The organism is Rhodococcus aetherivorans, from assembly GCF_011058165.1.
GTDB lineage: Bacteria > Actinomycetota > Actinomycetes > Mycobacteriales > Mycobacteriaceae > Rhodococcus > Rhodococcus aetherivorans.
The window spans coordinates 1-20,829 of record NZ_JAALEG010000101.1 but is presented as its reverse complement, the minus strand read 5'-3'; the positions used below and the strand labels follow the sequence as shown (position 1 = coordinate 20,829).

General features: G+C 63.9%; 13 protein-coding genes and 3 pseudogenes. 10 read left to right on the top strand and 6 right to left on the bottom strand.

Features of this window, described 5'->3' with window-relative positions; translation table 11 throughout:
• Positions 1-168 precede the first annotated feature (168 nt).
• Positions 169-456, top strand: a pseudogene (locus tag G6039_RS31500) (LGFP repeat-containing protein); the annotation flags it as partial.
• 286 nt (positions 457-742) lie between these two features.
• Here G6039_RS31500 and G6039_RS30855 read toward each other — a convergent pair.
• A pseudogene (locus tag G6039_RS30855) lies at positions 743-2,115 on the bottom strand (ISL3 family transposase).
• Positions 2,116-2,251: 136 nt separating this feature from the next.
• Between G6039_RS30855 and G6039_RS26335 the strand changes: the two are divergent.
• Positions 2,252-2,548, top strand: coding sequence for a hypothetical protein (locus G6039_RS26335; protein ID WP_146034252.1), 297 nt, complete (start codon positions 2,252-2,254; stop codon positions 2,546-2,548).
• Positions 2,549-2,820: 272 nt separating this feature from the next.
• Positions 2,821-3,576, top strand: a complete 756-nt coding sequence (locus G6039_RS26330; RefSeq protein WP_080688405.1) for a DUF6226 family protein — start codon at positions 2,821-2,823, stop codon at positions 3,574-3,576.
• A gap of 133 nt (positions 3,577-3,709) precedes the next feature.
• Here the strand turns inward: G6039_RS26330 and mobF are convergent, their stop codons facing one another.
• Positions 3,710-8,137, bottom strand: a complete 4,428-nt coding sequence (mobF, locus tag G6039_RS26325) for a MobF family relaxase (protein ID WP_040272728.1) — start codon at positions 8,135-8,137, stop codon at positions 3,710-3,712.
• A 228-nt stretch (positions 8,138-8,365) separates the two neighbouring features.
• On the opposite strand from mobF, the gene G6039_RS26320 reads away from it, so the two are divergent.
• The 3 genes from G6039_RS26320 to G6039_RS26310 all read left to right on the top strand — a co-directional run bounded on the left by G6039_RS26320 (position 8,366) and on the right by G6039_RS26310 (position 9,640).
• On the top strand, positions 8,366-8,821 hold the full coding sequence (locus G6039_RS26320) for a hypothetical protein (RefSeq protein ID WP_235194024.1): 456 nt from the start codon (positions 8,366-8,368) through the stop codon (positions 8,819-8,821).
• Positions 8,822-8,863: 42 nt separating this feature from the next.
• Positions 8,864-9,355, top strand: coding sequence for a hypothetical protein (locus G6039_RS26315; protein ID WP_235194023.1), 492 nt, complete (start codon positions 8,864-8,866; stop codon positions 9,353-9,355).
• 120 nt (positions 9,356-9,475) lie between these two features.
• Entirely contained in the window at positions 9,476-9,640 is a 165-nt protein-coding gene (locus G6039_RS26310) for a hypothetical protein (protein WP_006937979.1), read from the top strand.
• Positions 9,641-9,871: 231 nt separating this feature from the next.
• On the opposite strand, the gene G6039_RS26305 is transcribed toward G6039_RS26310, so the two are convergent.
• Entirely contained in the window at positions 9,872-10,876 is a 1,005-nt protein-coding gene (locus G6039_RS26305) for a DUF4192 family protein (RefSeq protein ID WP_043798097.1), read from the bottom strand.
• On the opposite strand from G6039_RS26305, the gene G6039_RS26300 reads away from it, so the two are divergent.
• Together G6039_RS26300 and G6039_RS26295 are read left to right on the top strand one after the other, a co-directional pair.
• Positions 10,875-11,054 (top strand): hypothetical protein, encoded by a 180-nt coding sequence (locus G6039_RS26300; RefSeq protein ID WP_152545950.1) that lies wholly within the window; start codon positions 10,875-10,877, stop codon positions 11,052-11,054. The two genes, G6039_RS26305 and G6039_RS26300, sit on opposite strands and share 2 nt — an antisense overlap.
• 441 nt (positions 11,055-11,495) lie before the next feature.
• Positions 11,496-12,800, top strand: coding sequence for a hypothetical protein (locus tag G6039_RS26295; protein WP_152103784.1), 1,305 nt, complete (start codon positions 11,496-11,498; stop codon positions 12,798-12,800).
• On the opposite strand, the gene G6039_RS26290 is transcribed toward G6039_RS26295, so the two are convergent.
• A complete protein-coding gene (locus tag G6039_RS26290; protein WP_006937976.1) occupies positions 12,795-13,382 on the bottom strand; it encodes a recombinase family protein in 588 nt (195 codons plus the stop codon). The genes G6039_RS26295 and G6039_RS26290 overlap by 6 nt on opposite strands.
• Positions 13,383-13,603: 221 nt before the next feature.
• On the opposite strand from G6039_RS26290, the gene G6039_RS26285 reads away from it, so the two are divergent.
• Together G6039_RS26285 and G6039_RS26280 are read left to right on the top strand one after the other, a co-directional pair.
• Positions 13,604-13,963, top strand: a complete 360-nt coding sequence (locus G6039_RS26285) for a hypothetical protein (protein ID WP_043798095.1) — start codon at positions 13,604-13,606, stop codon at positions 13,961-13,963.
• A gap of 86 nt (positions 13,964-14,049) precedes the next feature.
• Positions 14,050-14,505, top strand: a complete 456-nt coding sequence (locus G6039_RS26280; protein ID WP_235194022.1) for a hypothetical protein — start codon at positions 14,050-14,052, stop codon at positions 14,503-14,505.
• A gap of 239 nt (positions 14,506-14,744) precedes the next feature.
• On the opposite strand, the gene G6039_RS26275 is transcribed toward G6039_RS26280, so the two are convergent.
• Together G6039_RS26275 and G6039_RS26270 are read right to left on the bottom strand one after the other, a co-directional pair.
• Positions 14,745-18,164, bottom strand: a complete 3,420-nt coding sequence (locus tag G6039_RS26275; RefSeq protein ID WP_043798089.1) for a Swt1 family HEPN domain-containing protein — start codon at positions 18,162-18,164, stop codon at positions 14,745-14,747.
• Between the two features lie 13 nt (positions 18,165-18,177).
• Positions 18,178-20,703, bottom strand: a pseudogene (locus G6039_RS26270) (DUF1156 domain-containing protein); the annotation flags it as partial.
• Between the last annotated feature and the right edge of the window lie 126 nt (positions 20,704-20,829).

Here is a 20,829-nt window from a genome sequence, read left to right as displayed (position 1 = left end):
ATCCTCCGGTTGGCCGGTCACACCAGCATCGCCACCGCCCTGCGGCACCACAGCCGCAACCCGCACCGGCCGATCGACCTACTTCACACCATCTGACATGCAATTACATGACTTTGCCGGGGCCCTGGGGGCCAGTACGGCTACGAGGCTGGCTGGCTCGGTTACCCGAAAACCGACGAGGTCGTTCTCAACGGAGGACGCCTCCAGGACTTCCAGGGCGCGACAATCTACTGGCCCGTGCTTACGGGGGCCCACCCTGTTGGCGGCGCCATCCGTGATCGATGGGCCCAAACCGGCTGGGAAGGCGGGCCCCTTGGATATCCCACCTCAGATGAGATCTGGGTCGGCCACAACAACGAAGGCCGTATGAACCGCTTCGAACGCGGCGTCATCTACTGGTCGCCCACAACCGGCGCGCATTCGGTCCGGGGCGACATACTCGAACAATGGTCTCTGGCCGGATATGAAAAAAGGCTCTACGGGTATCCTACGAACGAGGGAGTTGACGACGGAACTGGATGGTTCACACAACAATTCAGCAATGGATCAGCCGCCGGCGAGATCAGTGTGCCCGTCAGTCCACCTCCAGTGGATTACATTCAGTTCGATACTCGCGAAGAGGCATTGGCATATTTCGAAAGCCTCCAAAACGGACAATCCGCGCCCGACTTACCGCAGCCGGAGAGGCTCAGCCCGATGGGACTGAACCTCGGGCCCTGCGAACTTAAGCGGCTCTTCGTAGTTAGCAGTGGCATTGATGCCGGCTGGGTGTGCTCCGCCGGGAGCGGCGGGTGCAGGCCCACCGTACCCGGCGCCGTTGATTCTCGGGATTGCGGAATCCGAACGCAATCCGTCCGACGTGCTTGACGATCCGGTTGTAGCCTTCGCTGCGCGCGTTCGACAGACCCGTCTGGATGGCCCGGACGATGGGGTCCTGCCAGGTCTCGACGGTGCGGGCCAGCGCGGTGACCTCCGGCACCGAGCAGGCGGCGCAGAACTTGTAGAACCGATACAGGGCGGCTCGGATCTCGTGCCGCAGCCCACCGCGACCGGTGCACGCGAGCAGGTCGCGTAGCAGTTCCTTGGCGATCCAGGCGGCGGCGATCTCCTCGCTCGGGTCGGCGGCGAGCAGCTTGGTGAACAGTTCGGTGCGCTGCTGATCGGTGAGGGTCTCGGCGCCGCGCAGCAGCCGGCGGCGGTTGATCCACTCGACATCGGACTTGCGTCCGCGCCGACCGCGGTGGGTCTGGGTGACCCGCCGGCGCACCGCATCGACGACCTCGTTGGCCTTCTTGACCAGGTGGAACCGGTCGACCACCAGCTCGGCGTGCGGCAATGCCTCGCGCACCGCCTTGGCGTAGACCGAGGACAGGTCGATGGTGACGTGGGTGATCTGCTGTCGCCACTGCTCGTCGCGTGCGTGCAGCCAGTCGAGCACCGTCGCCGAGCTGCGCCCGTTGACCTGGGCAAGCAGGCCCTGGTCACCGGTGACGTCGACCAGTCCGGTGTCCCACCGGTCCACCCACCGCCGGGCGCCGGTGACCGGGTCGGTCTCCCACTTCGCCTTGCCGCGGCGGGTCTCGTCGATACCGAGCACCGTCACGGGGGCTGGTTCGTCGTCGAGTGCGGTGTCGGCGACGGCGACGACCCGATCGTGGACCGTGTGCCAGGCGCACCGGTACTCGGCGGCGACCGCGGCCACCGAACGGTCGTCGTCGAGGACGGCCGCGGCCATCATCGTCTTCGCCCGCGGGGTGACCCTGCTGCGGGGCGGGATGCCCGGCACCGACTCGGTGAACACCTTCCGCCCGCAGGAGATGTTGGTGCACAACCATTTCCGCTTGTTCCATTCGAGCCGGGGACGGTCGGGGCCGACCTGCACATCGCGGGGACGGGTGGTGACCCAGCCCTTCGACCGTGTCGACGTCTGCCCGCACTGCGGGCACATCCCGACCCACCGGGGGTCGGTGCCGAGCCGGACGATCCGGCTGCCGTCGTCGACGCGCCGCACCGATTCGACGACGACGCCGTCGAGATCGAGCAGCAGTGAGCCACTACTGTGGAGCATGCCCGCGTTCCTTGCTGGTCTGGTTGCCTGAAGAACACCCAGCTCACAAGGGCGCGGGCCCTTTTTCAATCACCGACACGGCACGGGGTCGGACGACATCACGCCCCTACCAACTGCGAAGAGCCACTTAAGCCAAACTGGATTCATTGGCGGACCAAGAGCGGACCCGGGAAGGGCTACGGTGTGGTCGGATTCAAGCCGACAACCGAATGCGAGACGCCTGTATCGAGCATCACCCACGAGACGGAACTGAAGTACCAGTATTACGGCTGGTGGTACACGACATCTGGGATAGTCGATGTCGAAAGCTCCACCGGAGCATCCACGTCCTACCTGGAGTCCAAGAACGTGGCCCACGCCTGTACAGGTGAGGTAGAAACCTGGTTCTGGGGGGTCGTTACCGGCCGGATCAGCTATATGGGTAAGAATTACTGGGCGGTCGTCTATCCACCAAAGAAGCGCTTAAACTGCAAGGTGTGATCAGGCAAGACCGGATCGCCCCCGACGACGAACTCCGAAACGATCAACCCGGCGCATTTCTGCGGGGAAGAGCCGGAGACCTCCTCGACGCAAGAAGCAGCGAAACCCTGTTTATGAATTGCGACTTGGAGGTCTTCGGGGTTTTCAGACAAAGGCAACTTCCGGGCACGGTCTCGCCACGTCAAATATTGGAATGAAATCTTCCCGGAGTTTCGGTATCGTTGTTCATTTTCTGATTGCGGACGCTACCGCGCGACGGTAGCGTCCATGTGATGACAGATTCGGGGCAGTCGTGGTGGGTGGATTACAACGCCAATATTCTCCGCGCGCGCGAAGCTGGCTGGGACGGGAACGAGCCGTTGCTCTCGCGAGAGATGTGCGAACTGCTCGATGACGTCGACGCGGCGTTCGCGGTCACCGGCGCGGACACTCCGGGATGGCCGAACCCGTACGAAGGTGGTCCCGGACCGGACGAAGAGGCGTACGAGCGTTCCACCCATCCAGAGCGGTTCCGGATCGTGGTGGCCAGGGCGCAAGCGTGGACGAAGGTACTCCTCAACCGCGGCCTGGCGCGAGAAGCATCGCGTATCGACTGGGCGCTTGCGCCCCTGGAGACCGGCGGTGCCGACACTGTCCTCAAGCCAGCCGCCGAGGGTGCGGTTCCACTGGTGCTGAGGACGCACGCACCGATGAACCCTGACCATCCCTTCAACATCACAATCGCTGCGGGCGACCCCGCGGTGGCGTTGGCATCGATTCCCGACTGTGCTTGCGACGGGTGCGACCGCGGATCCGCTTATCTGCTCAAGGACATGGACATGTTGGTAGTCTCTGTCGTCGACGGGTCGCTCGACGTCGATCTTGGAGACGACTACTACTGGGTCCGTACATCGTTCAAAGCCAAGGGCAGCGGGATCCAGGATCGCCACACACGGACTGCTTTTACGGCCGCACCGTGGCTCGTGAACTGGGCATCACGCCCGCTGCAGGCACGTCCAAGTCTGCGTCGACCTTGGTCTCCGACATGAGTTGCGGCACCCGCAATAGCTGAGCATGACCCACAAATGGGACAACTTCTGCGCGAGGCGAGGCGCAGGAGAACTACGCCCAAAGAGAGTTAACGACGCTTACTGGCACGTCGCTGCTTGTCCCTGCGCTCGATTACACCCGGCGGTCTCTCTGCTCAACATGACCAAGACCGGGCTGGTGAGCCCGATGCTCAAGTTCTTGATCCCGCGTCTGCTGCTGACGCAACTGCTGTTCGTGCAGCCGAGCGCGTTGGCGCTCGACGTGCATCCAGTCGAGTGCGGCGCGGCGGTCGTTCGGTCGACCCCCGGTAAGGGTGTCCTCGTCGGTGATGTGGTGGGTGCTGCGGTAGGCGGCTGCGTCCGCGATGGTGGTCCGCCACAGGGCAGCGTGTTCGGGATCGTCGGGGCAGCGGCCGAGGGTGGACTGTGCCCAGGTCGGGGCGGTGTCGTCAGTGAGCTGGTTGCGGTAGTCGCGGCGCAGATCGGCGATGGTCTGGTAGTCCTCGCGGATCTGTGCGGCGAGATCGGGGTCGAGATGGTCGGCATCGGTCACGGGCGCGATGATCCACCCGGGGGCGTCGGGGTGGGTGAGGTCGCGGCCGTCGGCGGCGATGCGGTCGAGTTCGGCGAGCAGCACGGTGGCCGGGGCTGTGGCTCCGGCCCGCTCCGCGAGGTCGGCCACGAACTCCTCGACGCTCGCTCCGGTGATGCGGTGGATGTGTTCGATGCGTCCGGCGATGGCCTGTGCTCGTTCGTCGTCGGTTTGCAGCGCGAGGGTCGGCAGGTGCTCGGCGATGGTGTCCTGGTGCTCGGTGAGCCATGCGGTGTTGCGGCGGGCGATCAGCTCGGTCAGCGGCTTGGCCATGTCGGAACGCAACGCGGCGGCGGTGGTGTCGACACCGTTCTCAGCCAGGCGCTCGTGGTGCCAGGTCAGGAGGTTGACCGGGTCGACACCGGCTTGGGCGGCGCGGTGGAGCTGGCGGGCGAGCAGGCGTGCGGAGGCCTCTTCGGCGATGCGAGTGCCGAGTTCGTCACCGAATGCGGCGGTAGCGAGAGTGCGGACCCGCTGCGTCTCGAGCAGTGCGGAAGCGTCGCGGTAACGGCGGATCACCTCACCGATGCCGGTGTCGGCAGCCTTGGCGTGTTCGGTGACCTCGGTGTAGCGGCGGGCGCATTCGACCGCGAAGTCGTGCATTTCCGCGTCGGTGCCCAGCGGGTCGCGGATCGGTAGCGGCGGCAATGTCGGGTGTTCGGTGAACTGGCCGACGATGGCGCGGGTGCGGTGGGCGAGGACCGATCCGATGTCTTTCGCTCCGGCGACGGGGCCTTCGGCGAGTGCGTGTCCGAGGAGTGTGCGGGTGCTGTGGCCGTGGTCGTGGGCGTCGGCGAGGACCTGGCGAAGCTGTGCCCATCCCTCGGTGCCTTCGATGGTGGCAGCGATGTGTTCGGGCAGGGTGCGGCGCATCTCGGTCTCGAGTGCGCCGTCGCGGAGGCGGCGTTGGGCGGCCAGATATGCCTCGCGCAGCCGTTCCGGGTCGGTGGCGTGGGCGGCTTGTTCGGCGAGTTCTTCGGTGGCGGTGCGGTGGCCGTTGTCGGTGGCGACGACGGTTTCGAGGATCATCCGGCCGGTGGAGACGTTCTTGTCTTCGAGGTGCGGACGCTCGGTGTCGAGGTTGACGGGCACGTCGACTGGGACGTAGATCCGGTTGTCGGTGCGGGCGCGGGTGACGGCCACATACAGCCCGGAGCGGTCCATGTCGGGGTTGATGATGGCGTGGGCGGTGTCGACGGTGACGCCCTGGGCGCGGTGCACGGTGGAGGCGTAGCCGAGTTGCACGTGGGTGCTGATGTAGTCGGCCGGCAAGGTGATGACGCCGCCGTGTTCGAAGTGCCGGACGGTCATCACACCGCGTTCGGACACGACGTCGAGCACTTCCCACAGGTCGCCGTTTCGCACGAACGCTCCGGCCTTCTTTCCGCCGGAGGGGTTCAGATCGCGGCGGTTGCTGCGGGTGAGCACGATGTCTCCGCGGCCGGCGGTGTGTTCGTCGGCGAGGGCGACGGTGGTGGATTCGTCGCTGGTTCCGTCGTGGCGGCGCACGGCCTGGACTTGGATGTTGGCTGCCGTGACGTCCTCGCGGGTGGGCAGCATGACGATGGATTCTTTGCCGTCGGCGAGGTCGTGGAGGTAGTTCTCGACGGCCTGGCCGATCATTTCTTCGCGCGTTCCTTCGCGCACGAGATCGCGTTCGTAGATCAGATCCAGACCGGTGGAATCACCGGATCGCAACAGCATCGAGTTTTCGGCTTGGGCGGTGTCGTTGCCGAATCGGACCACGGTGTCGAGCTCAGGGGCGTCGGTGCTGCGCGCCAGATAGCGCAGCATTCCGCCGGTCTCCACAGCGTCGAGCTGGGCCGGGTCACCGAGCAGGCGGACGACTGCGCCACGTTCCTTGGCGATCTCGACGACGGCGGCGAGGTCGAGGGTGGAGGCAAGGGAGGCTTCGTCGACGAGCAGCATCGTGCCCGGTGCGATGTCGATGCTGGCCGGAAGTGTGCCGGGGCGACTGCCGACGAGACCACGCCAGGGGTAGGTCAGGGAGGCCAGGGTCAGGCCGGTGACACCGACTTCTTCGCCGAGTGTTTCGGCGGCAACTGCGGACGGTGCGAGCGCGATGACATTGTGGCCTTCGTTCTGCCATGCCTGCACGACGGCCTTCATGCTGGTGGTTTTTCCGGTTCCTGCGGGTCCGACACCGACGGCGAGCAGCGCCCCGGATTGCAGGAAGTGTTCGGTCAAGGTGCGCTGGCCGGCGTTGAGGTTGCGCCCGGTTTCGGCGCGCATCTGCTCGTATACCTGATGGATTGAGGCGGTGCGGGCGGTGAAGACGGTGGGTTCGCTGGTGGCCGATACCAGCATCGTTTCGGCGTCGAGGATGCGCTGGGAGCTGTGTTTGTGGCTGCCGTGGTGGGACAGTACGAAGTCGCCGTTACGTCGGCGCAGACGCCTCGGGATCGCGGGCAGCTCGGCCCGTGGGGTGGTCACTGATAACTCCATGACCTGGCTGGTGAGTCGATCGACCGCGTTGCGGTAGGTGTCGAGGTCGGGGAATGTCTCGCCGCCGAGGTGGGCCTGGACGGCGGAGATGATGTGCGGCAGTTGCCAGCGCGAGCGTTTGGATTCGAGCTTGGTGATTACGTCTCGGGCATCGTCGTCGAGGCTTCGACGCTGCGGCATCGGTGCGTGATCGGCGGCGAAGGCGTCGCGGACGAGCTGGTCGACGGCCTCGTTGCCACCGAGGATTTCGGCGGCTTTCTCGCGCCATTCTGCGCGCATCTCCGCGAGTGATTTCGCGTCGGCCTTGCCTTCGCGGGTATCGAGGGTGGCCTGCTGATAGAGCTGATACATCGTCTTGGCGTCGGGCATCCGCTGGTACTTGGCGCGGTACTCGGCCATGAGTTCGTCGCGGCGGACCTCGATTGCGCTGCGGCGGGAGCTGAACACCTCAAGCATATTGCGGGGAATGGCGGCCAGTTCGACGACGGGTTGCTTTCCCTGCTCGATCTCGCGGTAGGTCAGCTCAAGACCGAGTTCGGTGCTCAGGCGCTGCATCACTTCGGCGTTGAATCGCTGCGAGGCGGCGACAGCGAAGCGGAACATTGTCGATCCGTCGACGGCACGCCACTTGCCGTCTTCGGCGGCCTGGGTCTTGATCGACACGACAGCGTGGGTGTGCAGGTTGGGGTCCCCGCAGCGGGAATCGAAGTGCTTGTAGAGGGTGGCAACGAAGCCGTTGGTGTCGATCTGCTCCTCGCCGTTACGGCCGACGCGGGTGAAGCAGGCGTTCTCTTCGAGCCACCGGAGGGTGTCTTTCACCGTGGCATCGACGATGCGCTCGATCTCGATGCGCGTCTCGTTCGGTGCCAGTGCCCACAGGCTCGACACACTCTTGGGCGGTGTGAAAACCAGGTCGTGTCCCGCTACCGGGTGGCGGACTTTGCCCTTCTCGTGGGCGATCCAGTTCCGCAGTTCGGCTTCGTTTGCCACCGGTCGGCCGTGCTTGTCCTGGAACATCCCTCCGGCGATGCGGTCGAGGATCGCAGCGGATTCATCCCGGCTCGGGGCATGTCCGTGGGTGTCGGTGTACTCGGCGATCTCGGCCGCGTGGCGGTCGAACAGCTCGACGTCGTTCTTGAAGGTCGGGAACTTCCGTCCGAGTCGAGCGAGCCGGATTGCGTCCTCGGACGGGACGCCCCGGTCGATGAGTTCGGCGATCAGGGCGTCGGCATTTGGGTGGAGTCCTTCGCCGAACAGGGCCTTCATTTGCGTCTCGGTGACGACATCTCCGGCGGAGATCCGGTCGGCGTTCTCGACGTGGATGTCGTCGAGAAGGTCGTTCAAACCGTCCACTCCTGAGCCGAACCATTCGCCGGGCGGTGTGCCGTGCGCGGTGTAGTAATCGGTGAGTTCTGCTCCACGTTTACGCTCGCGGTCGGCTGTGGCGACCTGACGTGTCAGGTACTCGTAGCCGTCCGCTGCGTGCAGGACGTGGAGGGTCATCACGGGCTCGATCTTAGCGGTACGAACGCGCAGGTTGGGAGCAGGTTTCCCGAATGTCAGTAAAACTGCAAGAGGTGTGTCCCATCTCTTCTGGTGCTGATACCCGGATACGGTGCGATGTAGATCGGTGTAGCCGGCGGTCGCAGACCGCTCCGGCGGAGACACGGGTTTGGTCGGGACGCTGGCTTAGACTCGGCGTGAGTTGTTGTAGACGGGAAGGGTGTCGCAGTGAGTGGTTCGGGGGATGCGGTGCACAACGGGACGAAGGTGATCTCGGCGCGCAGTCAGGCACGGTCGAAGTTGTCGGAACGGCGCGCTGAATTGCTCAAGCGGATCAGCGACAACCAGCGCGACCTCGAGCGCGCGTTGGCGTCGCTGGAGAAGGTGGACAAGGCCGCCGCTCGTCGTGATGCGGCGATCGCCAAGGCGAACGAGGAGTTCGAGAAGAAGAAGGCTGCGGCCGAACTCGCGGCGGGCAGGTCGCTGGCGCAGGTTGCTGGACGTGGCGAGACCGCTACCTCGATCTCCGAACTCGTCGATCTGGACGTGGCGATGGTGCGCCGGTTGGTGAAGCTGGCCGAAGAGAACAACGACTCGACGCCTCCCGCACAAGGATCGAGCAGGGGCGGCAGTGAGGCGAAGGCACCGACGCCCGACGTGCCGGTAGCTGCTTCCGGCTCCTGATCGGGCAGCAAGCAACGGCGCGAGGTCAGAGACGGAGCCACTGTGCGGTGGGAGCCAGGAGACGAGATCGAACGGACTCGCTTCTTCCAACGCGTGGTGTACGGACCGGACTTGGATTCCTGTCACCTCTGGATCGGTGCGCTCGTTGACGACGGCTACGGACGGTTCTGGATAGCTCGAGACGGTCATCAGATCGTGGTGCGGCCGCACCGTTACGCCCTCGCTGTGGAGCTGGAACGTGGCCTCGACGACGACGAAGTGGCGATGCACCGGCGTTGTGACAATCCGCTGTGCGTCAACACGGGCGACGGTGATGCCTTCGCTGCCCATGTGGTGCTCGCGTCGGCCGCTGAGAACATGGCGGACATGGGGCGTAAGGGCCGCGGCGGGGGCCCCCGGTTGTGGTTCGGTGCCGACCGCACCGAACGTGCTCGACGCTCACGAGCGGTGCGCGATGCGGTGTTGCGATATGGCTGGGATCAGCACGCGATCGAGACAGCCCTGTACGACGGGGCGCAAGGAACGCTGTGGTAGTTGGCAGGCGATCGTCATCTGATGTGTCGAGGCGATTGGTGCGACCACGGTGGATATTCGATGATGAGAGATGACCGCTGCACGCGAGTCGAGGCGGTTTCGGAGACGTTAGGGGTTCTCATGCAGCGCAGTGAAGCGGAAGCGGCATTGCTCGATGCCGTCCTCGAGGTGATGCCGATTTCGGATCTGGCCCTCGATGCGGCGGTCGCCGGCATACCGGTGCTGGACGTACCCTGCACTCGCGGCATCGACATCTGCTTCTCGGATAAGCCGGACATTCTCTGACGGCTCGCCTGAATCGCACCGTGACGATGCGCGGTCGTCGCACGGCGGTTGGACGTCGTCCCGGCACGGTGGCGCGGCTCCGTGCGCGAGCTGCGGGAGAAGCCGGGCGAAGGGGCTCGATGCCCTGAGCTCGGCCCTGCGCGCTGCGGAGGTGCGGGCGGGTTCGTTGGTGGGTTGGAGATAGGGCGAGGCCCCCGCACCGGATCGGTGCGGGGGCCTCGTGCTGGGTTGTCAGTCCTCGGGGGTGAATCCGAATTCGGGGAGGACGTTTCGACCGGCGTCGAGGACTTCTTGCACTCCCTTGGCGTGCAGGCCGTGGTCGACGACTTGGCGGATGAGAAGAGCGAGCTTGGGGATCTGGGTCTCGTGCGCTACTCCGTTCTCGATGGCGTCGAGGGCGACGGCGGCGCGGACTCCGTAGCCGTGTGCGTAGGCGACGGCGGCGAGGACGGACAGGATCGTAAAGCGGGCGTAGCCGGAAGTCTTACGGGCGGCGTCGGTCAGGATGGCGACGGCGGCGACGTTGCGGGAGAAGTACAGGGCCACGTCGCGGGCGCGGGGGTTGTCGGTGAGGGTGATCGCGACGGCGACGGCTTCGGGGTAGGTCAGCTCGCGGGGCGCTTCGATCGCGTCGCGCAGCGTCTCGAGGTTCGCGGCGTCGGTGATCTCGGGAGCCTGGGCGCGGGCCTGGCGCGCGCCCCACTGGCGCTCGAACAACACTCCGAGGTCTTCGGCGGGCGCGAGTTCGGCGGCGAGAGCGTCGCGGCTGGGGGCAATGGGTGCGCGGCCGTCGATGACTCCGAGGACAGCAACGGTACTCGCGAGGATGTCGCCGAGTTCTCCGGATTCGGCGCTGGGGAAGTTGAAGAAGGTCTCACCGGCGGTGTACTCGGGCAGGACGGCGGCGATGGGCACGGCCAGACCGAGTGTGTAGGCGTGGCGGGTGGCGGCGAGAAGGGTTTCCTCTGCGGTGTCGCCGTTGGGGTGGATGCTGACGAGCGCGGCGATGGTGGCGTTGAAGTCGGCGGATTCGACGGCGGCCATGAGCTTGTCGAGAGCGACAACGGCGGTGGCGTTGTCGTGGTCGAGGCGGGCGAAGGGGCCGGTCGTTCCCTGGGGATCGATCAGGGCAATGACGAGGGATTCGTTCGGGACCATGCCGAGGAAGGCGGGGATGCCTTCGATGAACTGAGCGGTGTTGAGGCGGGTAACGGGGCCGTTCTCGTTGTTGTTCATGACTCAAGTTTACATCTGTTTTGATGATTTTTCGATGTTTCGTTGGTGTCTTTCGGGTGCTTTTCCGGTGATGTCGGTCACACGTTTTATGGGTCTGACCTGCGGTTTTTCGGGTGTAACGGGTGGTTCGATGGCGGTGGTGGAGCGGGTACCTCGGTCGGTCGGTGTGCCCTGGTGAACCGGGCGCGGTGACTGCCGGGCAAGGGCGGGTTTTCCCTTGCTCGGTGGTCGGCGGGTCCGGTAGGGCCGTGGGTGGCGACCGGGCGCGGTACACGCGGAGCAGCGGGAACCTTGGGAGGGAGGGACAGGGGTCCCGGGGGCGGAGCCCCCGGGGATCGGTAGAGCCGACACACGGCAGACGAGCCGGGGCACACTCCTAGCCAGGGCGAGGGGGCGCCGTCCGCCGGCCGCGGGAGCATACGTTTGCCGGCCCCGAGACCAACGAGGCAAAGATCCGACTGCCACACCGACCCTCGAACACACTGCTCGTCGACACCCGAGACGACCCGAAGGGGGTCCGGGGGCGGATTTCCCCCGGAGACAGGACACTTTCTCGGCCTCGACATCCCGAACCGAGACCGTCTCGGAGCCAGTCGGCGTCGGGTGGTTCACTACGCTCATGACGTTCCATGCGGTAGCTGCACTTGTGATGATTTCGGGTCCGGCCGACACCGAACAAGAAGTTGAAGCAGTCAGGGCCACCATCGCGAAATGGAACAGCAGCCACGCCAGGGATGAGGGCGTCGTGTTCGTCCCCCAGCACTATTCGACCGATACGGTCCCGGTCCTACGTGCAGGTGTCGATGGTCAGGCGATCATCAACGAGCAGATCACCAATCATGCAGACGTGATCCTCGCGTTGTTCAAATACCGTCTCGGCACCCCGACTCCGCGGAACGAATATTCGGGCACCGTCGAAGAGGCCGAGGCTCGGAGTGAGACCGGGATGGCACACATGTTCTTCTGGCAGGGCGACAGCCTCCCGATGACGATCGCCGGCAGCACCGAGAAGATGGCGGACTGGGGCAAGCTCAAGACGTATCGAGAGACTTTCCACGAAAATACGAGCGGGTTGTATCACACGTATAACTCGCTTGAATCCTTGATCGATAAGGTTGAGGCAACACTTTGGCATGACGCTCGAATTCTGAAGACTAGAGGAAATACGCTTCAGCCAGTCCCCGCTGCGTCTGTTTCAAAACTGGATCTCGAAGTCTCTCTGGACGAAAATGAAGTTTGGCATCATCCGGATCTTCCCGAGTTCATCGAAGTGCTCATTGATAACGAATTGGAACGCGAGAAGAAGCGGGAAGGAATTCCCTCAGCCAATGACGTAATTGCCCGTTCCTTCGTCTCCATTAATTCAGGCTCATCGGTTAACCCAGCCGAAGAAATGGAAGGATGGACCGCTCGCACTCGCGCAAACTTGGCTTCTTTCGACGAAAAGATTGCAGCGGCAGCGGCACTCCCTATAAAGGTCGCACTTTCTACTTCCAAGGTCCTCAAAGACCTGGAAGTAGAGTTCGTGTTCTACGGCGTGCGCGGGCTCGATCCCACCGAGGACAGATTCACCGATATATGGACCCCTTTGCGGAGATCCAAGAGTTCACACCCTCCGTTTGGCGTCCACGTACCAGATTTTCCAGCTTACAATCTAATTCTTCATTCATCCTGGGACACCGTTGGAGACGACGTTGTCCTTACCGTTAGTGTTCCCGACCTTCGTAGACAGGTAAAGCCCTACGAGTCGGAGCCCGCGGTGGTTTTGATGGTCCCTTTCGATCAAACTGGGATCGAGGAAATTAGATATTCCTGGCGTGCCACAGCTATGAATGTGGAAGGGGAGGCAGAAGGTGATGGTTCTCTCCCCGTTATGCAGTCAGGACGCGAGGACGTGATCGAGTGGATGAAGTCGCATTTATAAAGTCGACTCGTCTCGTGCACGGCGCAGCGTTGCGTACATCGCAGAACGCGAGAGTCCGCTGATCTCGCAGAGCTGGCCGGCGGTGTATTCGCCGGATTCGTAGTCGGCGAGCAGGCGTTTGCGCTGCAAGGCGGACAGCTTCGGTTGCTTGCCTTTGAGTCGGCCGGCCTTCTTCGCTTCGGCCATGCCTTCGCGGGTGCGGGCGCGGATGAGGTCGGATTCGAACTCGGCCATCAGCGACAACATGCCGAAGAAGAGTTTGCCGGTGGGATCGGTCGGGTCGTGGACGGAGCCGCCTATGCTCAGGCGGGTGCCTTTGGCCTCGAGTTCGTCGGCGATCGCCCGGAGGTCGACGGCGGAGCGGCCGAGGCGGTCGAGTTTGGAGACGACGAGGGTGTCGCCTTCGCGGCAGGCGGCGAGTGCTTCACGCAGACCGGGTCGGTGTCGGTTGCGGCCGGTGTAGCCCTTGTCGGTGTAGATCCGGTCGTCGGGGACTCCGAGGCGTTTGAGGGCTGTGCGTTGCGCTCGCAGATCTTGGCCCGCGGTGCTGCATCGGGCATAGCCGATCAGGATTCCGTCCATGAGGCGACGATAGTGCTGTTTAGGTCAGCTGTACGAGACCAACATGCAGGACGGTTAAACAGGACGGTCGCACGGCCGCCTTCCGCAGGACACGATCGAGTGCCGGACCGTTTCGGGGTGTGCTGTTTGAGGATCGTCAAACAGCACACCCGCGCTGTCCCCGCAAACTTCCGCTACCATGAGATTAGTTGCAATTATTGTTTAATAATTAGGAGTAAATCATGGACAGTTATAGCGAGTTGCGAGCGGCGGTAGTGGACGCCGGCGTCTACACCACGACGATGGAAACGCTGAAGCGGATCCAGGACGCGGGACGACTGGGGATCCACGTTCGATCCGCCATCAGCCGGGCCTTGGCCTCTCACGGGATCGGACACCTCCCCGCCGAGTTGCCACCCAATCAGGACGACGAGGTCCGCCTCTACCTGCTGGGCACTCCCATTGCCGATGTGGTGAGCGCCGTCCTGAATCCCAGCGAACGTGGGGATGCGATGTTGCGTTCCGTGGGCTCGTCCGACGCTCAGGAAAAACTCGCGGTGATCCGCGACATCGTGTGCAGTTCCTCCACTGAAGGAGCCTGACGTGACCGCACCTGCCGAGGATTTGGGGGCGGGCCGTGCATGTCTTCGTTGACGAGTCGAAGCGCGACGACTACATCCTCTGCGCTGTGACCGTCGTACCGTCCGGCGTCGACGAGATGCGCAAACGGATGAGAGAACTGTGCCCCAAGGGAAGCAGCCGACTCCACATGAAGTCGGTGGACAGAAAGACAGCGCCCAAGATCGTGACCGAGGTCGCGAAGTTGAATGCCGACAGCCGTTTGTATGTGGTCAAGTCACGCAAGCTTTCCGAACGTGAGGCGCGGGACCTCACGCTCACTGCAGCTGCTCACGATCTGGTGGAGCTGTCTGCGAGTCGAGTGGTCATCGAGTCGTGCGATCAAGATCGAGAGGACAATCGGGTGATTCGGCAGGCGGTAGGTCCGCAGGCCCCGTTCGAGTACCTTCACGATCGTCCGAGCAATCCGTTGCTGTGGCTTCCCGACGTTCACGCCTGGGCGTGGGGTCGGGGCGGGTCCATACGCCGCAAAATCGAGCATCGCATCGAGGTCATCACCCTCTGAGATGCGCGAAGGCCCTCTCCGGAGGGAGAGGGCCTTCGGTACGTGTGATGGGCACGCAAGGCTGGAAACCACCTGGTGGAGCTGCCCCGAGGGGTACTTACGCTCCGGAGACCTCCTACACGGACCACTTCCCTCGACTACTGTCTCGGGCACCACATACTGTACCACTTTTGTACCGTTTCAGTACTACTTCGATACTGGTTCGGCGCTACCTCGACGGCATCCGTGTATACGTTTGATCAGTCGGTTTCGAACCCCGCCTGGTCGAATTTGAGGACGGCGGCGTTCTCACGGACCGTGCGGATCTTGTTCTCGTCGAATCCGTTCGGGGTGGTGGCGGTGATCTCGACCCGGACTTCGAGGTGAACGCCGTCGGCTGCGGCGAGGTGTTGGATGATCTCGTTGGTGATCTTGTTGAAGTCGCGGGCGTAGAAGTCCGGGTGCAGGGCGGTGGACCCGAAGAATCGGGTTTTCGCCATCGGAGCGGTCCCCTCGGTTTCGCTGCGGCTACCGGTGTATGCGCCCGTGGTGGCTTGGACCGTCGCACCGGCGGTAGGTGCGGTCTCTTCGTCGCCCGCGGTGGGGCCACCCTCGTGCTGAGATGCGGTCTCGCCCTGTGCTGCCTGATACTCGGCGAGTTCGAGTTCGCGTTGCGCCTCGGCCCGGGAAGGCTGGACCAGCAGCAGCGCATCGGTGATCTGCGGCACGCTCACCTGATCGGACGGCAGAACCAGCCCGAGATAGTTCTGTCCGTCCCAGTCGACTGCCAGTGCGAAGCCGGTCTGTTGCCAGAACATCTCGTCGGACACCGACTGCACCCCGTGTTCGAGGACGGTGCGATCGCGCAACCTCGCCAGGTACGGGTAGGTGGTGTAGTAGTCCCACAACTGGCCGAAGCTGAGGTGGCCCTCCCGGTCCCAGGCGGCCTTGAGGGTGCCGGACAGGTCGTGGCGGATCAGGCCGGCGCTGCGCTGCAGGGTCAACAGCGATTCGTTGCGCAACTTCGCCGCTGCCCGGGCAGCCAGATCGGTGGTGGTGCCGTCGGCCTTGAACGCTTCGATCTCGAGGGGCTTGGTCGCATCGCGCTGGGTAGGGGCGAGCACCCAGTGATAGGTCTGCAACAGCCGGTCGGCGACGGCCTGATTGTGAGTGGCGACCCGGTCGACGGCCTGCTGCCGTTGCGCGGCCGTCAGGTTCAGGTCCTTGTCGGCGTTGTCGCGGATGTAGGACCAGGCCAGAAAGTCCCGGACCGCGCTGTCGAGTTCACCCCAGCGGGCGTCGTCGGCGGCCAGGAAGGCGACCATGTTGCGGTGGGTGCGAGCGGCACTGCCACGGTGCTCGGTGACGTCTTTCGCCCAGATCGCCGCCGGGGAGTCGGCCTTGGCCTTGCGGTTGTGCAGATACGCGGGCGGCACGATCACCAATCGCACCTCCGGCACGTCCGGCACGTCCGCCGACGAGTCGGGTGCGACGTGCACGCCGGCGAACCCGTCCGACGCCGTCTTGCGGTGATCCTGCAGTCGGCGCACGACTTCGGCCCAGACGTCTTCCTTGTGGAGGCGTTCGGCGTGGTCGCGGGCGGTGCGGGTGGTGTTTGCCTGGGTGTCGTACCAGTACAGCGACCCGGAGTTGTAGAAGTAGGTGGCGGTATTGGCCAGGTGGTTCAGCGCCGAATGGAAGTTACCCGGCACATCCCCGGGAAGGGCGGTTCCGAGGAAGATCCGTTGCTTGTCCAGGCCCTTGTGCGCGGAAGTGAGTGTGGGGGTGGCGCCCATAAAGACGGTGCGGGCCAGGCGTTGGGTGGTCAGGCGTTGGCCGAGCAGCTGGTTGGTGTTGTCGACCTGGGCTGGGGCGGAGTTCGGTCCGTCGACGTCGGTGTCGATCAGGGCCTTCCATTGGTCGTCGAGGTACTGGGTCAGTTCGGTGACGACCTTGTCGGCGCGTAGCGGGATCGATCCGGGCATGATCAGCGGGGCGGTGTCGTTCTCGCGCCAGAGCTGACCGACGATGACGTTCATCAACCGCAGGACACCGCGGGTGCGCTGGAAGCGTTCGAGGGTGGACCAGTCCTGGTAGAGCCGGTCGAACAGCTCCGGGTGGATCGGATAGGAGCGGCGGATGCGTTCCTCGTAGTCGAGTTCGCGGACCTCGCGGGGAAAGTCGCCGCTGTTCTTGACGTAGAACGCCACCATGGCCTTGGCGGTGGCGTTGATCTTTGCCAGGGCGGTGCTGTCCGGGGTTTCGAACAACCGGCGCCGGACGATGTGGAAGCTTTCCTCGGCGTTGGCGGCGCGCCACTGCTCGGCGACACGGCCGACGGCCTTGCGCAGCATCTTCAATGCTTCGCGGCCGTTCTGTCCCCCGACCTCTTCCTCGTCGCCGACGTACTCGCCGTCCTTCATCTCCGCCGAGGCGGGGATGGAGATCAGCACCAACGTGCCCGGGACGGCTTTGGCGGCCTCGGTCAGTGCTTGGGCGAAGGTGAACTGGGCATCGAAGGTGCCGTCGGGCAGCTCCTCGTGGCCGAACAACAGGCGCGCGTAGGCGACCCATTCGTCGATGAGGATCACCGACGGGCCGAACCGCAGGAACAGCTCGCGCAGTGCTTCGCCGCTGGGGTTGAGCCGGTTGGTGTCGGATTCGGAGACCATCGCATAGCCTTCGGCACCGCCGAGGTGCCAGGCCAGCAGACCGCCGATGGTGTTGATGCGGGTGCCGTCGGGCATCACCTTCACCGCACCGGCCTTGATCTGGGTGCCTACCAGCGCCACCCGACGGGCAGCCGGCAACTCGGTGCCGGCGAGCAGGTCCTGTACTTCCTGCGGATAGTCCACCAGCGGCCGGCCCGACGCCAGATGCCACACCGCCAGCATGGAGTGGGTTTTACCGCCACCGAAGTTGGTCTGCAGGTTGATGATCGGCGCGGCGTTCGGGTCACCGGACAGTCTCTGCATCGCCGGGACGAGCAGATCCTTCAAGCCTTCGGTCAGGTAGGTGCGGGCGAAGAACTCCACCGGATCGGTGTATTCGGGGTCGCCTTCGCCGCGGGAGACCATCGCCAGGTCTGCGGCGAACTCGGCGGCATGGAAGTTGCCGCTCTGCACATCCTGATGCGGGCTGAGCACCAGCCGCCACGGTTCGAGACCGTCGGCGCCGATCTCCGCCGCCGCGGAGGTCTTGACGACCTTGCGGTCCTGCTTTTCGGAGCTCAGACGCATGAGCTCGATCCGGGAGCGTCGGGCCTCATCGGCCTGGTCCGGCGCCCCGATCGCGCGGAGGAACCGCTCGGCGGTATCGAGGGCCCGATACGCGTCGTCGGCGGAGAACGATCCGTTGTGCGCCCAAGTGTTGCGCACATCCCGCAGCTCTGTCGCCCAGGATTGCTCGGTGCGGGAGAGGTGGTCGGTGAACGGATACCAGCCTTTTTGGATCTGGTTGGGGATCTGTTCGGTGATCATTCGCAGCCCGTTCTGCGGGTCGGTGCGCACATACGTCTTCGCCGCCCCGACGCCCTTGGTCTTGTCCCGCGCTGCCAGGAGCGCCGTCCAGTCCCCACCTTCCGGCAGTTTCTTGGCCAGTACGTAGGTGTGGAACTCGTCCAGCGCGGGCCCGAGAAGCTCGAAGATCCGACCGATGCGGTCGCGGTTGCTCACAGCCATGGCACGGTTCCTTCTAGGTGTCCAGCGTCAGCTGGGTCGACGCGGTGCGGGACTCGGCGACGATGTCGTTCCATGCCGTACCGAGAGAGTTGAACTCGATCGCAACCTGGGTGCGCTTGAGGTCCTCTGCGATGGTGAACAGCAGAAACGACAGCTCCTTGCACAGATCCCGATCGATCGACTCCGGCACCCGCGACAGCAACGCAGCGGCGGCCGGTACGCCTTTCTCCGACAGAGCGTGAGACAGGTGCATCACCACTTCCCATGTACTGATATGCGGGTCACTGCCCGGGTCATAATCCCTGACCGCATACATCTCCCCCAATGCAGCAGGGGACAGCAGCGCGACCTTCCCGGCGCGGCTGGTGAGAATGCCGGATCGTTCGAGGTGCTCAAGAGAGGCGTTGCGAGCTCGGGCCATGTTGTCGGCATCACCGAACTTGCCCGCGTCAAATCCGTGCTGGCGGAACCACGCGATCGCAAATCGCGTGTCCGAGTCGAAGTCGCCTTCCTGCTCTACGAGTACCTCGTCGAGAATCTCGTTGATCCTGGCCAAGGCAGCACGCACCGTCATCTTCGAACCGTCGTCATTTAGCACTCCGACGTAGCGGGAGAACACTGCCATACCAGGGCCGATTGCAGCCTGGGGCAGGTCCACCGGGGCGATCGCACCTTGCTGCAACTCGCGGAGTGCTTGCGGAAGTTCATCCTTTAGTGCATTGATGAATCCGCGTCGGTCGACGGTCGAAGCGGATTCTGTTCGGGGACGCAACGCCAGAACAATGGACGAGGCGAGAGCATTGGTTCCCTGCGACAGCATCCGGTTTCCGAGTTCGCTACGCATAGGCCAGGTAGCTGTAATCGCCCACCCTGAGTGAATCATTCCCTCTAGCAGGGTTTCCCAGCCTGTTGATGCCTCTCCATTGTCATTGGCGTCTTGTTGCTTGAAGGCGTAATACACCGTGATCGGAAAATCTAGCAGTGCAGACTGGCGAGCACGGCGGAATACCTCGCGGAACCCTTTCTCGAAGAAATGGTGTGCGCCGTCCTTGCCCTCGTGGCGGTAGGGGTTAGCGACGAGCTCCTCGGCCTTCGGGACAAGCATCGATCCCATCAGCTCGGGATGGATCGAGCGCAGCGAGCGGCGGAGCCAAACATAGAAGAAGTCGGACAGATCCGAGTAGCCGATGTTGTCGTAGTAAGGAGGATCAGTAGAGATGACGTGACCGGTGAATGCGCGATTGGTAGCAGAGGCATGAACGGCCGTTGCCGTCGCCGCTGCAGGCTGAAGATAATCGAGACACTTGGGAATAAACTTGAACGCAGGTCCCCAGCCACCGGCTGAGTTGCTAAAGCAGTTCGCATCGGCAAAGTCCCATGTCATCGGGATCGCTTGGCGAGCAAAGAAGTCTCCGACCTGCTCCTTACCCGCATCAGGCCGCCATCTGCATAACGAAGCTTGGTAGTTTGTGAATCTACTGACCCCTAGTCCCAGGTAGGTTGCCACCGCATCTGCATAGGCTGCCGCGCCGGTACCGCCCGCTTCGAGTCGGCCGCCTTCAGGTACACCAGCCGCGAGGGCGTTGGCGAGGACACGTTCGCGAGCGTCGCCGACTAGGTCACTGAAGGTGATCAGTGCGGTTAGCTGGCGAGAGGTGAACAGGTCAGCGAAGGTAGTCAAGCCATACGGCGGCGTCCAAATATCTTTCGGGTGATAACCGAGTTCCTGATCTGGCACATCTATGGGTCGCTCAACTTGTGCTGCAAGCTCGTGTTCAGGCGTGGGGTCCAGGTAGATGCGAGTTCGCCTGCCCTCGGCAACGGTAGCCATGAGTTGAGCACCCATACGCCCGGCACGACCTTCAGCTTTGATGTGTTCCCGCTCTACGGCTGCTCCGCAACCGATGCACACTGCCCCCGTACGTCCCACGGTGCCGTCAGTGTCCTTTGTCGGCCCCTTCTTTGGGTCGTGGCCGATGCTGAACTCCACCTTGCCGTCGACAACCGATGGGACGACGTAGGCTTCCTTGCCTTTCTTCTTGCCGAGCCACCACGACCGGACGAGGGGCATGGCAATGCCGCAGGCGGGGTTGGGGCAGGTGACGGTGCGGGCCCAAATCCATGCGATGACAGTGGCTTCGGTGCCGTCCGGAAGTTCCGCCTTCGGGTACAGGTGACCGATACGTTTTTCGGCTTCGTCGCGCATCCACTGCCCGTAGCGGCGGACGTCTTCGGCCAGTCCGGTAGCCCGCGGCCAGGTATTTATCTGTGCGTCCGCTGCCCCGGGGAAGACGGGGGGGCGCCCGGCGAACTTCGGCGGGATCTCGATCAGCGCTTTGTTGATGAGCACTGCGACTGGGTTCAGATCCGATGCGTGGGCTTCGAGGCCGAGCCGCTGGGCCTCAAGGGGGATGGTGCCGCCACCGGCGAACGGGTCGAGAATCGGCGGCGGGTTGCCGTCCGTGGAGGCGAGGATCTCCTCGCGGGCTCGGCGCAGCAGGTTCTCGTCGCCGGCGTTTTCCCAGACCACCAGTTGCTCAGGGCCCCGGCAAAGTCATGTAATTGCATGTCAGATGGTGTGAAGTAGGTCGATCGGCCGGTGCGGGTTGCGGCTGTGGTGCCGCAGGGCGGTGGCGATGCTGGTGTGACCGGCCAACCGGAGGAT

Bases quoted from the DNA above. Each gene is read 5' to 3' on its own strand.
- G6039_RS26290 (WP_006937976.1), bottom strand. From the start codon at position 13,382: ATGGACGGAATCCTGATCGGCTATGCCCGATGCAGCACCGCGGGCCAA.
- G6039_RS26275 (WP_043798089.1), bottom strand. From the start codon at position 18,164: ATGGCTGTGAGCAACCGCGACCGCATCGGTCGGATCTTCGAGCTTCTC.
- G6039_RS26285 (WP_043798095.1), top strand. From the start codon at position 13,604: ATGGACAGTTATAGCGAGTTGCGAGCGGCGGTAGTGGACGCCGGCGTC.
- G6039_RS26305 (WP_043798097.1), bottom strand. From the start codon at position 10,876: ATGAACAACAACGAGAACGGCCCCGTTACCCGCCTCAACACCGCTCAG.
- G6039_RS26330 (WP_080688405.1), top strand. From the start codon at position 2,821: ATGACAGATTCGGGGCAGTCGTGGTGGGTGGATTACAACGCCAATATT.
- mobF (WP_040272728.1), bottom strand. From the start codon at position 8,137: ATGACCCTCCACGTCCTGCACGCAGCGGACGGCTACGAGTACCTGACA.
- G6039_RS26295 (WP_152103784.1), top strand. From the start codon at position 11,496: ATGACGTTCCATGCGGTAGCTGCACTTGTGATGATTTCGGGTCCGGCC.
- G6039_RS26300 (WP_152545950.1), top strand. From the start codon at position 10,875: ATGACTCAAGTTTACATCTGTTTTGATGATTTTTCGATGTTTCGTTGG.
- G6039_RS26310 (WP_006937979.1), top strand. From the start codon at position 9,476: ATGCAGCGCAGTGAAGCGGAAGCGGCATTGCTCGATGCCGTCCTCGAG.